This is a genomic window from Vibrio sp. L3-7, from assembly GCF_963898195.1.
Lineage (GTDB): Bacteria > Pseudomonadota > Gammaproteobacteria > Enterobacterales > Vibrionaceae > Vibrio > Vibrio echinoideorum.
The window spans coordinates 75106-88507 of sequence record NZ_CAWQUW010000034.1 but is presented as its reverse complement, the minus strand read 5'-3'; the positions used below and the strand labels follow the sequence as shown (position 1 = coordinate 88507).

Sequence of the window (13402 nt, the reverse complement as noted above, 5' to 3'; positions counted from 1 at the left end):
TCAATTATTCACAAAAACCGAGGAAATATAGGGTTAATCGGTGGACCCTTGATGTATGTCTAGACTAAAACTGGCCGCCCCAAGCAGGCTAAGTGAGAGTTGACACCCTTTTTCGATCGGCAAATCTCGTGTAATGAAATTCTTTTTACAGTTTTCACCTAAGCGCTCACCAGCAGCAATGTGTTGATTCATCTCACCATTCGACCAACGTCCATCTAATCCCGCAGGCAAAATAGATATTGTTCCCTCTGCAAGATCAGCGACACCAAATAAGGCATTCACGGGAGTTGCACATTTGGAGCACTGAATCCCCTTCTCTAAAATCTCAGCAATATCTTTCAGATCAACATTAAAATCTTTTCTATTTCTTATGTAATCATGAAATAGCGCTCTCACCAACAACGTAGAAGCTGAGCTACCATTATCTGATGAGGACGAGTCGACTAGATAAAAAGCAAACTGCCCGTTCATCATCCACGCGTAATCAAAAACGAGTGGCATCAGCTCTGTTGATTGCAGTAATCGATAACTACAGCGCCACGCCCCTTGTCTTGTGTCTTTTTCAGGAAGCAATGCATGCAGTAAGTCTCTTGCTGCACTAGGATTCTCTTGTAAGTAATTCAGATGCCAATGTAGCTCTTGGTCTTCGGGGATCTCTCCTCCGTCGTCAACGCAAAACCATTGGCTTGAAAAATCTCGCTGGTCTGAAATATTGTCAAACGAGTCTTTCAACGTATTCGCTATCGCGCTTCCTAAATGGCCGTGATCTTCTAAAGGCTTCGCTAAAAAGTCTTTAATGCCAAAGCGCAGCGCTTTAGCGACATCTGACATGTCGTCTGTCGCTGACACAACAATCATGGGCAGTGATGGATACTCCAAACTGAGCTCCTCTACGAGCTCGATGCCATCCAATATTGGCATTGATAAGTCACACACAATTAAATCTGGCGCTGAATCTCTAAGCTTCTGCAAAGCGTCCAGTCCATTTTCAGCCTCAACCACTTTATAACCAATTGCATCTAAGTAGGCACTAGTTATACGGCGAAAAATGGGGTCATCATCAACCAACATAACGCATTTTTGGTTGATCATCTCCTGAGCCGAGGTCATTACTGGCTGACTGTAAGTTTTGTACATAATCTCTAACCTCACAAAACTAAGTCGAATTATTATTGTTATCTGTTCCAAGAACTAATATAAAACTTAGTAATAAAATGCTAAATACACAAATTTGCTCTCTTTACTGGTAATTCGTGACAAGGATTGAAATACTTGTAAATAGTGCAACAAGTTGACGTGACGCAAACATTGATCTCAGTGTTACGTATAAATTAGGTGAGATTGTAAACAAATGTGTCTGGATTTATGAAATTAGATGATTTAAACCTCTTTCGACTCGTCGTTGAAAATGGGAGCTACACCGCAACATCACGCAAGACTATGATTCCGGTTGCGACCATAACACGACGCATCCAAGCCCTAGAAGATTCTTTGAACCTAAGGCTTCTCAATAGACACGCGCGTAAACTCTCTTTAACGGAAGCTGGCGAACGTTTTTTCAATGAATGCTCTCCGCTGTTGCAACGTCTGTCTTCTACCGCAGAGGAGCTCACTGACGTCTGTAAAGGCGCTTCGGGTAAGATTCGTATTACGGCTCCCTCTAACCTTACCAAGCGCATGATGATGCCGATGTTCAGCGAATTCATGACTCAATACCCTGATATCAATATTGAGTTGATGATGAACAACCAAGCCGACCAGCTTGACCCAACGGAATGGGACGTAATTTTCAGAGTCGGCCCGCAACGTGATTCAAGCCTAATCGCCAGAAAAATCAGTGAAGTAAAAGATATTCTTATCGCAAGCCCTGATTATTTAGCTAAAAACCCGGCACCAAGCCATGCGGAAGAATTAGCAAACCATTCCTTACTCAAAGGCTACCCGCTCATTAAGTGGCAACTAAGTAATTCGAATGAAGAGACGGTGGTTAACAGCGAGAAAGGTCGTTTCAACGCGAATGCACTCAATGTTGTTAGACAAGCGTGTTCTGAAGGCCTAGGTATCACCCTAATGCCTGATGTCATGATCCGTGAATACATTGAAGATGGCAGCTTAGTGCAAGTCTTAGAGGACTGGAGCGCTAACCCTCGTGATATTTACATGCTTTATAACCACAAAGACCACCTGCCAGAGAAAGTTAGATTGTTTATCGATTTTGTGATCGCGTACCACATCCATTAGACTCTCCCCCTTCCTCACAAACAAAAAACCAGAGCCGATGCTCTGGTTTTTTATTACTTAGGTCTTTATTACTCGCTTTTGCTTCAACCCGCTAACAATGATGATTCATTATTAGCAAGAATGCTTTATTGCGAGTAAAAAGCTAAGCACCTTCGTTATGTAACTCTAAGTTAGCGAGGTCTTGTTGGATCTCGCGCTCAACTTTTGAATCGTCATTACGTAAAGAATCAAGGAAATCTAAGTACGCTTGGTCGATATCACCCGTTACATACTCTCCATTAAATACCGAAGTATCAAAGCGAGAGATATCTTGGTTACCCATACCAACCGCAGAGATTAAATCTGGTAGCGTTTGGAAGATCAAAGCGTCTGCGCCAATCTGCTTACAAATCGTTTCGTTATCACGACCATGAGCAATTAGCTCCGTTGCGCTCGGCATATCAATACCGTAAACGTTAGGGAAGCGAACCTCTGGCGCAGCTGAAACCATGAAGACTTTACTTGCGCCAGAATCACGAGCCATCTCAATGATCTGCTCTGATGTTGTACCGCGAACAATAGAATCATCAACCAATAGAACGTTCTTACCTTTAAACTCAGAACGAATCGCGTTGAGTTTACGACGAACCGACTTCTTACGCTGTTGCTGACCAGGCATGATAAACGTGCGGCCAACGTAGCGGTTTTTCACGAAACCTTGACGATATGGCTTGTCAATCGCTTGAGCAATTCGTAGCGCTATATCATTCGATGTTTCAGGAATTGGGATAACTACGTCAATGTCTAGGTCTGCGTACTCTTCTTTAATACGCTTCCCTAACATCTCACCCATTTCAACACGCGCACTGTAAACCGAAATTTTATCGATGAACGAATCAGGACGAGCAAAGTAAACAAACTCGAAGATACATGGGTTTAGTTGAGGATTGTCTGCACATTGTTTAGTGAAAAGTTCACCTTCGAATGTTGCGTAAATCGCTTCACCGGGTGCTACGTCACGCATAAAATCAAAACCAACAGCGTCTAACGCCACTGACTCAGACGCAACCATGTACTCTGTTTTACCGTTAACTTCACGCTTACCAAGACACAATGGACGAATACCATGTGGGTCGCGGAATGCGATCATGCCGTGGCCGATGATCATCGCTGTTACTGCGTAAGCACCACGGATAGTGCGGTGCACGTTTGCAACTGCGCGGAAAACATCTTCTGAAGTCACGTTACCTTTAACGGTATCAATCTCATGAGCCAATACGTTCAGTAGGACTTCCGAATCAGAGGTTGTGTTTACATGACGACGATCTTTTTCGAACAACTTCTCACGAACTTGATTTGCATTCGTTAGGTTACCGTTGTGCGCCAACGTGATGCCAAAAGGAGAGTTTACGTAGAAAGGTTGAGCTTCAGAAGCACTTGAACTGCCCGCTGTAGGATAGCGAACATGACCAATACCAACGTTACCTTGGAGGCGCTGCATGTGTTTTGCTTCAAAAACATCTTTAACTAAACCGTTCGCCTTACGAAGACGGAAACGATTGCTTTCTATGGTACAAATACCAGCGGCATCTTGGCCACGATGCTGCAATACCGTTAAAGCGTCATAAATAGACTGGTTTACAGGAGTTGAACCCACGATTCCAACAATACCACACATGTCCTAATCCTCGATTTTCGACATTAACTGGCGCTAAAGCGCGCCAGATAAGAAACTAGATGTTGCTTGTAAATGCTCGAAGAACGGCGCAATGATTCGACTAAATTCCGGAACCAATTGCGAATTCTTCCACCACTCAGAACTTGGGAATGCAGTAAACGCATCCATGAAAAACAACACTGCAGAGACAATCAAAACACCACGTAAACCGCCAAAGACGACACCGAGGATTCTGTCTGTACCCGACAGGCCTGTTTTCTGAACTAGTTGACCGATGACATAGTTAACTAAGGCACCAACAACTAACGTTGCAACAAATAATGCTGCTATCGCAGTTCCGTTTCGAAACATATCATCTTCGATATTCGTAAAGTAAACCGCCAATTTGACGTAATACTGACTGGCGATAAAAAAAGCACCAAACCAAATAACGAGTGACAATGCTTCTTTAGCAAAACCACGAACTAAACTGATCACGGCGGAGAAGCCGATCACGCCTAAAATGACAAAATCTAACCAATTCATGAATTCTTCATCTTAAGTTGGCGCGCATTTTAACAGAAAAAATGCTGACGCAAACGTTTTCTTATGGATTTAACGGTTTAAATTTGAGCAATTGGCCTTTTGAACCCGTAATTTTTTCTAATTCCTTAATTTGTCGCTCAAGTTTGGATTTAGAGACATCAGGGCCAATAATTACTCGCGTAAAAGTTTTCTCTTGCTTGGTGTGGGCCTGGTAACCACGCTTTTGTAAATCCTTAACAACGTTTTTTGCGTTATCAGCATTCTTCAAAGCCATCAATTGAATAAGCCAAGCACTGTCTTGGTATTCATTTTTTTCTGGTACTGGTTTCACCACCACTGCCACTTTGTCAGCTTCTTTATTATTTGAAGATGACGCCGTTTGCGTATCGGATTTATCGGCAACACCACTTTCAACCACTTGCTCAACCGGAGAATCCGGTAGCGCAATCTGATCTTCAACGGGATCGAGCACATCAAAAACCTCTACATTACTATCAAGCTCAGGCTTAATCGGAATGCTTGCAAACTCTTCTTTATAATGGAGCTTCTTACCATCAAGTACATCTGGCAATACGATCACGCCAATAGCTACTAAAATAATGGTACCGACTAATCGGCTTTGGAATTTACTTGCCATTTAGTTTCCTTTTTTCTGCCAATGCTCCAACACTTCCCCTACGGTATGGAAAGAACCGACCACCAACACAACATCGTCACCTTTAACCGACGCTAAAGCCGCTTCAAACGCCGCTACAGGGTTTATATGCTGCTCTACACCTTGAGGAAGGCTTTGACACAACTCCGCGGCTGTTGCTGCGCGAGGCCCTTGCAGTGATGCTGGATACCAATGTGTTGTGATTGGTGCTAATACTTCCAATGTCGAAGGAATATCTTTGTCATGAAGCATAGCGACAACAACGTGTAAGTTTTTACCTGCATACGTCTTAGTGACTTGCTGTACAAAGTATTCAGCTGAGTGTGGATTGTGTGCCACATCAAGCACAATCACAGGTTGGTCGCTAATTTTCTGCATACGTCCAGGAAGCTGAGCACTCTTCAAACCGTTCACTACATTAACATCACTAATAGTGAGTTCTGAAGTCCCCAACGCCATCAACGCTGTTGCTGCATTGGGTAATGGTAAACTTGGAATTGGTAGCGCTTCTAATTCAAATGCGCCACTACGCCAGTTCCAAGCATCAACATCAACATCAACATCATAAGTATATTGAATACCCACTTGATAGAATTCAGCCTGAATATCATCAGCATGCGCAGCAACCGTAGCCGGAGGCTTAGGCTGACCACAGATTGCTGGTTTACCACTACGATAGATACCCGCCTTCTCAAAACCAATCACGTTGATATCATCACCCAGCCAATCAACATGGTCGACAGCTAAACTGGTAATTACAGATACATCATGTTCGACGATATTGGTCGCATCTAAACGCCCACCTAGACCCACTTCTAATAACACGACATCAACCGCTTCTGCTTGAAAAGCGCGTAACGCCGCCAAAGTGCCATATTCAAAGAAGCTAAGACTGATTTCGCCACGTTCTTTCTCAATAGAATCGAAAGACTGAACCATCTTTTCATCAGATAGATCTTGGCCGTTGATACGAACACGTTCGTTATAGCGAATTAAGTGAGGCGAACTGTAGACACCAACCGAATACCCAGCGTCCAATAGAATGGCTTCCATCAGTGCACACGTTGAGCCTTTACCATTAGTTCCAGCAACAGTAATCACGTGTTGAGCAGGTTTAGTGAGATTTGCCTTAGAGGCGACGGCCTGAACTCGGTCTAGCCCAAGATCAATAGCGCTTGTGTGGATGTTTGATAAATAATCAAGCCACATCTCCAAAGAGGATGTGGCTTGAGGAATAGGTTGTTGACTCATCTAACTCATAACCATAATTAAGTAGGTTTGTTAGAAGGTACTTTACCCTTTTTCTGGCGCTTCTGGTACTTCATAAGTAGCTTCATTCGGTGAATCGTTCACAGAAACTACTAATGGCGAAGGCTGGTTGGTCATTTTAGCAACAAGGCTTGCAACGCGCTGACGCATCTCACGACGGTCAACGATCATGTCGATAGCACCGTGGTCTAATAGGAACTCACTACGTTGGAAACCTTCAGGTAGGTCTTCACGTACTGTTTGTTCAATTACACGACGTCCCGCAAAACCGATCAGAGCTTTTGGCTCACCGATGTTTACATCACCTAGCATAGCCAAACTCGCAGAAACACCACCCATTGTTGGGTCTGTCATTACTGAGATAAATGGTAAGCCTTTCGCAGTCAAACGTTCTAGAGCCGCGCTGGTTTTCGCCATTTGCATTAGAGACATAAGTGCCTCTTGCATACGTGCGCCGCCACTTGCAGAGAAACAAACTAAGCCACAGTTGTTTTCGATAGCCGCATCAACAGCTTTCACAAAACGAGCACCAACAACAGAGCCCATTGAACCGCCCATGAATGAGAATTCAAAAGCACACGCTACGATAGGTAAACCAAGAAGTTCGCCTTTCATTGCGATTAGCGCATCTGTCTCACCACTGTTTTTCTGTGCTGTAGAGATGCGCTCTTTGTAACGCTTAGAATCTTTGAACTTTAGCTTATCTTGTGGTTCAAGATCAGCACCAAGTTCAACACGCTCACCTTTGTCTAGGAATGTATCCAGACGGCGACGTGCTTTCATGCGCATGTGATGGTCACATTTTGGACATACTTCTAAGTTACGCTCTAGTTCAGCATGATACAGAACCTGCTCACAAGAAGTACATTTAGTCCAAACCCCTTCAGGGATAGACGCTTTACGAGATGTTACGATGTTGCTCTTTTCTAAAATCTTTTCAAGCCAACTCATGGAAGACCTTTTTGTTTCGATTCTTCCGCTTGATTGCGAAAGAAATAAATTTGGGAATTATGCGAGGGAATTAAAGCACATAAAACAGCGACTGTAGATAAAAAACTGGTTGTACCTATTTTCTGTCACTATCTTACGCACGAAACCGTAATAGTTTTTGAACCTAAGTCTCACATTTAGTTCAAATTATCCGGTAAAAATAGAGGGCCAATTGGCTCTCGTGGTAACTCAAAATGTTTAGGATAATCAACGTCTACCAGATACAAGCCTTCTGCTTTTGCAGTCGCGCCTGCCACTTTTCGATCTTTTGCTTCTAAAAGCCATTGGATCCACTCTGGTTTTTGCTCACCTTTACCTACTGCAATTAAGCTACCAGTGATATTCCTCACCATGTGGTGAACAAACGCATTCGCTTTAATATCGATCACTATGTAGTGCCCGTGACGGGTCACGTTCAAGTGAATCATGTTTCGCCAAGGACTACGAGATTGACAATGCGTGGCCCTAAACGAAGTGAAATCGTTCTCACCAAGTAAGTATTGACCCGCTTCATGCATTTTTTTCTCATCAAGGTGACCATGATAATGGCTCACTCCTGAATTCAAAATGCCAGGACGTAATGCATGGTTAAAGATAATGTAGCGATAACGGCGAGCGGTTGCAGAAAAGCGAGCGTGAAAATCTTCATTCACTTCTGTCGCCCAACGAACAGCAATATCTTTTGGCATATTGGCATTCGCGCCCATTGTCCAGGCCACCATTTTGCGATCGACATTCGTTTCAAAGTGAACAACTTGCCCCGTACCGTGAACACCAGCATCCGTTCGGCCTGCACACATAACTTCTACCGGGTGATTTGCGACAACTGAAAGAGCCTTTTCCAATTCTTCTTGGACACTTTTCACGTCTCGTTGGCGCTGCCAACCAAAGTAGTGGGTACCGTTATATTCAATACCTAAAGCAATTTTCATGTTCTTGTTCTCTTTGAAAATGGGCGAGAAGTATATACGCAAATGAGTGTTAGCCCAAATGAGATGGGGTTAAAACTGCAATAAACAATCACCACCGCCCTAGTCGGTGCTTCTGAGAAACCGAAATGAAATAAAGGGTAGCCAACGCTACCCTTTATGTTTTGATTAAGTTTATCGGCCGTTTAACGTATCGATAAGGTTCTTTGCTTCTCGGCGAATATCATCGCTTCCGTCGACTATCGCCTCTTCTAAGAGCTTAATTGCACCTTGAGAGTCGCTCATCTCAATGTAGATCTTCGCCAAATCAAGTTTACCAGCAGCTTCTGCGTTGTTATCCACATCATAATTACCAATGTCACCAATTACATCTGGGAACTCGTTAAGGCCAACATCCAGTTTTAACTCTTCGTCATCTGGATTAATTGCGTCTTCGCCTTCTTGTTCCACTTGAGCCATTAGTTCATCAATCGTCATGTATTGCTTGTCACGACCGCTGCCAGACTCTGTTAAGTTGTCTTGCTGCGCCCAATTCTCTTCTTTGATTTTAGGTTCAGCTTGCTGTCCTGCCGATGCCCAAATTTCTTGCTGATCATCAGGAACATCGTTGTGCATACTTGCTTGTTGTTCTGGTGCTAGATTGAAGCCCTTCCAATCTTCACCACCCACTTCAAGCATCGCATCAATATCTAGCCCGGCACTATCAATCAATGTGGCATCTAAGGGTTTATCGAACATGTTGTCGACAGAGTCTTGAACATCTTCTGACAACAACTCAGCTAATGCTGTTTCATCGAAATCATCAAAGCCTTCTAGTGGCTCGTCTTGGTTCAATGCTGTAATTGAGTTTTGTTCAGGGACTTCACTTAAAGAAGTCATAGGTTGAGTAAAACCTTCAACCTTAGGTTCTTCTATATCAGAGAGTTCATCCGTCTGGCTAAAGCTTTGCGGGTTTGAGAACAAGTCATGCAACGCGTCTTGCTCTTCACCTTGAGGGCTAAACGAAGTTAGTGGTGCTGGCTTCTCTGCAAACGCATCTGAGATAGCCTCATCTTCACCGTATTCCGGTAAATCAAATTCATCTAACTCCACACCCTCTATTTCAGCAACTGGCTCTGCACTGCTTTGCTCAATATCGTCTAAAACAGAGTCTGCTTTGGCACTCTCTTCATCGTATTCAGGAAGATCGAGATCATCGAACTCAAACTTCTCTGTTTCAGCAGATAGATCTTGTTCTAATTGTGCTTCATCGGGTTCACTAACGGCTTCTGCTAATGCATCTTCTTCACCAAACTCCGGCAATTCGAAATCATCAAAAGAGAACTCATCTTCGCTATCTGAGGAAGTAGTTTCAGTTTGAGGTACAGATTCAACTGGCGGTGTAGTTTCGATTTGAGGTGCAGCGTCTAGTTGTGATTCAGTATCGAGTTGAGAGTCTGCAACAGGAGCTTCTAATTCCGTTGTGACTTCAGCATCAGCTTCCGCCAATGCATCTTCTTCACCAAACTCCGGCAATTCGAAATCATCAAAAGAGAACTCATCTTCGCTGTCTGATGGTGTAGCTTCTATTTGAGGCGCAGCATCTAGTTGCGATTCAGTATCGAGTTGAGAGTCTGCAACAGGAGCTTCTAATTCCGGTGTGACTTCAGCATCAGCTTCCGCCAATGCATCTTCTTCACCAAACTCAGGCAATTCGAAGTCATCAAAAGAGAACTCATCTTCGCTGTCTGATGGTGTAGCTTCTATTTGCGGTGCAACTTCAACTTGCGGTGTGGTTTCTGTTTGAGGCACAGCATCGGTTTCAGGTGCAGCGTCTAGTTGCGATTCAGTATCGAGTTGAGAGTCTGCAACAGGAGCTTCTGATTCCGATGTTACTTCCGCGTCAGATTCCGTCAATGCGCCTTCGTTAGTTGTATCCTCTCCAACCAGCCAATCGTCGTCCTCTGGTACACCAAATTCATTAGGAATGATCTCTGGCATATTCGCAGCACGAACTGGCTCTGGCTCTGGCTCTGGCTCTGGCAAGGATTCAACAACATCGTCGATCGCTTCCGCTAACCAATCTTCTACCGTTTCTTCATCATCTTCAGAGATATCATTCAAAGATGATGGCGAAGCTTGGTCTTCAAAATTAGGTATGGTGTCTTCACGACTGTCTTGTGCGGCTGGCTCTTCCTGCTCTGCTTTTTGTTGACTAGGTTCTTCTTGCTCCAGCTCGTCAAAAGCTGATGCTTCGAAATCAGAATTTTCAGATAACAGTGAATCGATATCCATTTCGTCATCTTCAACAGACGACACGTTTTCTTCTGTCAATGCTTCAGCAACATCCGAAAGAGGCGTTTGTTCTGGCTCTGAAATAGGATCAATTAGAGCTTCAGTTGGCTCTTCAACCGCTTCCTGTAAATCACTGTCATTAGGCGTCATCAACTCATCAATCAACGCTTCGTCAGTTGTTTCTAGCGCATCATCTAGCAGTGCATCCGTTGCAGGCGCTACGCCAAACAAGTCATCGATAAAATCATCACTGTTAAACGCTTTATCATTTTCAGACTGTACATCAGCCTTGTTTTCAGCAAGTTCCGAATCTAACAATTCATCGCTGGTTGAAAGTTGTTCAGGTTGTAATGTTTCACTTGTATCTGTTGTTTGTGCTGACTCGACTTCAGGGAGTTCAACTTCAGTTGGTTGAGCGGTTACCTGTTCAAGTTCAACGTCTGAATCAATAATAAGGTCATCACTGGCTTTATCTAAATCAAAGGCTGCGTCTAACTCTTTATCAAACGCCTGCTCTTCTGATTCAAGCTCGTCTTCAATGCCACTGGTCAGTAGGTCATCAAACGGGTCTAAAGATTCAGTTTTCTGCTTATCCGTTTCATCTGTTGAAAGATCGTCAACTAATAGCTCGCTATCAAGGAAATCATCGAGTAGTTCCGTGCTCTCAGCGTCAAGCTCAAAGTCGTCATCATCAGAATCACTGATCAACTCATCTAACGTTTCTGTGCTGTCTTCAGCGATATTTAGTTCATCATCGGTCGATAAACCAGAAAGCTCTTCAAGTTCAGATAAAGCATCAAAGCCTAAAGGTTTTTCAGACTCATCATCCGATTCATCTTCAAGCATTTCGTCAAGGAGATCTGTTGAGTTGCTTAGATCAACGTCATTCCCAGATAGCTGTTCATCCAGTAGGTCAACGCTGCCTTGTTCTTCTTCACTTTTTAATGGCTGATCAAACTGAGCTAGAATACTGTCGATGTCATCATCAGACGCTAAACCGCTGTTAAGGCCAGAGGCGATTTCATCGTCGCTATCTAGGTTAAAAGGATCATTAGCTTCATTATTTTGCGCTGCAACTTGAGCAAAGATGTCATCAATATCATCTTCTACACTAGGAGCTGAAGGTTGTGAGGTCTGCTGCTCAGAGATAAGAGCATCGATATCAAACTCGTCATTGCTCAGATCAACTGGCTTAGCATCGCTCTGTTGCTCTGAGATAAGCGCATCAATGTCAAAGTCATCGGTTGCTGACATCTCTGTGTTGGTAGCAGAATCATTTTGCTCTTCTGAAATCAACGCATCGATATCGAAGCTATCATCATCTTCGTCATCAAGAGCAAACAGATCATCGAGTAGAGACTGGTCTAGTTCATTCGAGCCTAAATCTTCTGTTGCGGATTCTTGAGATAGCAACGCCTCAATGTCACCAGTAGACATTGCGTTGTCATCAGAAAGGTCAAAATCGCCGTCATCCGAATCAAGTGCACTTTCCGCCGTTTTATCAAGCGCACGTTCCATCTCTTCAAGGCCAAGTGCCTTTTCTTCGCCGTTAACACTTATGCCGTTACTGCTGTCTAAGTCTAGGTCATCAAAGTTGGTGTCTAAGTCACCGTTGTCACCGATGCTGGCAAATGGGTCATCGTCTTCACCGTCGAGATTGAAGTCGAGATCGGACTCTTCTAAGCCAGCAAAGACATCGTCTTCTTCTGCCAATGCTTGGTCGTCAAATAACTTGTTGGCGTCATCTTCCGTACCAAACAATTCATCATCTAGAGAAAGGTCGTTATCGAAGTCGTCCATCTCATCGCCTAGAGTGATAGGCGCTACGTTGCTTGGTTCTGGCTGAATCGGTTGATCTTGATTCGTTTGCTGTTGCTCATCATCTTTAGAACGACGACCTAACAACATCACAACGATCAAGCCAAGTAGAAGGCCAGGAATTATCGCAAGAGCCGCAACCAACCAACCATTAGATAACAGCTCGTCCATCGCACTTGGTGCCATTTTTTCGATTTCGGCGTTCTTTCTACGCTCTTCATCAAGCAGCTTTTCCACTTCACTGCGGATGCGGTCTTCATCACTCAGTTCTGTTTTTAGTTCGTCGACTTCCAATTGGACATTCGACAACATCAAACGAAGCTGATGGTTTTTCTCTTCAAGTGACAGCAACTCTGTTTCTGAAAGCTCTAGCTGCTTCTCTAACTTATTCACCTCTTTAACTGGGAATAATTGAGTTGGAGACGATGGCTTTTTAACAGGTTCTGTTTTGCTTGCTTGTTTCGCAGGCACTGATTCAGTCGACGCTAACGGTTTAGCCTTGGCATCAGTTCGACTTGGCGCTTGAACCGCTTTGGGTTTTGAAGCCGCTGGCTTAATTGCTGAAGCATCAAGCTTAGCCAAATGCGAATTCATAATGTTGATCGCTTGCTGAGTCGAACTTGCACGTGTTTGCTCTAAAGAGGGCACACGTAAGTTACTGGAAGGCAGCAAACTATGGATATTCTGATTTTCAAACGCTTGTGGGTTTAAGCGATAAATAGCCAGCAGGGTTTGTTGGACTGAAACGGAATTATCAGGTCGTAACTTGGAGGCGATAGACCATAAAGTTTCGGAGCCACGAGTTGGGCCATAGAAACGAGAAGGTTCAGCGCTATCGAATTGCGCTCTTTGAAGAGGTTCTGAAAACGTAGGCGCTGATTGTATCTGGCCATTAGGCCCTACAACTCGAATGGAATCTGCACGAACAACGGAAATCTGAGTCGCAAGGATAACTGCAAAAGGCATTACCCACTGCTTGAAAATTTGAAACATAAAAGGCTCAGCTAGGTGCTTAAATTCGGATAAAGTGATGAACTATTAAAT

9 protein-coding genes are annotated in these 13402 nt (G+C 43.8%); 1 reads left to right on the top strand and 8 read right to left on the bottom strand.

Annotated elements, in window-relative coordinates; translation table 11 throughout:
- Positions 1 to 33: 33 nt before the first annotated feature.
- On the bottom strand, positions 34 to 1137 hold the full coding sequence (locus tag AACW75_RS18450; protein WP_017072539.1) for a response regulator: 1104 nt from the start codon (positions 1135 to 1137) through the stop codon (positions 34 to 36).
- A gap of 228 nt (positions 1138 to 1365) precedes the next feature.
- Between AACW75_RS18450 and AACW75_RS18445 the strand changes: the two genes are divergently transcribed.
- A complete protein-coding gene (locus tag AACW75_RS18445; RefSeq protein WP_004734167.1) occupies positions 1366 to 2241 on the top strand; it encodes a LysR family transcriptional regulator in 876 nt (291 codons plus the stop codon).
- Between the two features lie 142 nt (positions 2242 to 2383).
- Here AACW75_RS18445 and purF read toward each other — a convergent pair whose 3' ends face one another.
- The 7 genes from purF to AACW75_RS18410 all read right to left on the bottom strand — a co-directional run bounded on the left by purF (position 2384) and on the right by AACW75_RS18410 (position 13351).
- Positions 2384 to 3898, bottom strand: coding sequence for an amidophosphoribosyltransferase (gene purF, locus AACW75_RS18440; protein ID WP_017072540.1), 1515 nt, complete (start codon positions 3896 to 3898; stop codon positions 2384 to 2386).
- A 33-nt stretch (positions 3899 to 3931) separates the two neighbouring features.
- Positions 3932 to 4423 (bottom strand): CvpA family protein, encoded by a 492-nt coding sequence (locus tag AACW75_RS18435; protein WP_102553021.1) that lies wholly within the window; start codon positions 4421 to 4423, stop codon positions 3932 to 3934.
- 61 nt (positions 4424 to 4484) lie between these two features.
- Positions 4485 to 5060, bottom strand: coding sequence for an SPOR domain-containing protein (locus tag AACW75_RS18430; RefSeq protein WP_135458087.1), 576 nt, complete (start codon positions 5058 to 5060; stop codon positions 4485 to 4487).
- Entirely contained in the window at positions 5061 to 6329 is a 1269-nt protein-coding gene (gene folC, locus AACW75_RS18425; protein WP_145570871.1) for a bifunctional tetrahydrofolate synthase/dihydrofolate synthase, read from the bottom strand.
- Positions 6330 to 6371: 42 nt separating this feature from the next.
- On the bottom strand, positions 6372 to 7298 hold the full coding sequence (gene accD, locus AACW75_RS18420; protein WP_017072544.1) for an acetyl-CoA carboxylase, carboxyltransferase subunit beta: 927 nt from the start codon (positions 7296 to 7298) through the stop codon (positions 6372 to 6374).
- Positions 7299 to 7474: 176 nt separating this feature from the next.
- Entirely contained in the window at positions 7475 to 8269 is a 795-nt protein-coding gene (gene truA, locus AACW75_RS18415) for a tRNA pseudouridine(38-40) synthase TruA (RefSeq protein WP_017072545.1), read from the bottom strand.
- A gap of 171 nt (positions 8270 to 8440) precedes the next feature.
- Positions 8441 to 13351 carry a FimV/HubP family polar landmark protein gene (locus AACW75_RS18410; protein ID WP_237297489.1) on the bottom strand — a complete coding sequence of 1637 codons (4911 nt, stop codon included), beginning with the start codon at positions 13349 to 13351 and terminating at the stop codon, positions 8441 to 8443.
- Positions 13352 to 13402: the final 51 nt, after the last annotated feature.

Excerpts from the sequence above, each read along its gene's own strand:
- AACW75_RS18450 (WP_017072539.1), bottom strand. The coding sequence starts at position 1,137 with ATGTACAAAACTTACAGTCAGCCAGTAATGACCTCGGCTCAGGAGATG.
- AACW75_RS18445 (WP_004734167.1), top strand. The coding sequence starts at position 1,366 with ATGAAATTAGATGATTTAAACCTCTTTCGACTCGTCGTTGAAAATGGG.
- purF (WP_017072540.1), bottom strand. The coding sequence starts at position 3,898 with ATGTGTGGTATTGTTGGAATCGTGGGTTCAACTCCTGTAAACCAGTCT.
- AACW75_RS18435 (WP_102553021.1), bottom strand. The coding sequence starts at position 4,423 with ATGAATTGGTTAGATTTTGTCATTTTAGGCGTGATCGGCTTCTCCGCC.
- AACW75_RS18430 (WP_135458087.1), bottom strand. The coding sequence starts at position 5,060 with ATGGCAAGTAAATTCCAAAGCCGATTAGTCGGTACCATTATTTTAGTA.
- folC (WP_145570871.1), bottom strand. The coding sequence starts at position 6,329 with ATGAGTCAACAACCTATTCCTCAAGCCACATCCTCTTTGGAGATGTGG.
- accD (WP_017072544.1), bottom strand. The coding sequence starts at position 7,298 with ATGAGTTGGCTTGAAAAGATTTTAGAAAAGAGCAACATCGTAACATCT.
- truA (WP_017072545.1), bottom strand. The coding sequence starts at position 8,269 with ATGAAAATTGCTTTAGGTATTGAATATAACGGTACCCACTACTTTGGT.
- AACW75_RS18410 (WP_237297489.1), bottom strand. The coding sequence starts at position 13,351 with ATGTTTCAAATTTTCAAGCAGTGGGTAATGCCTTTTGCAGTTATCCTT.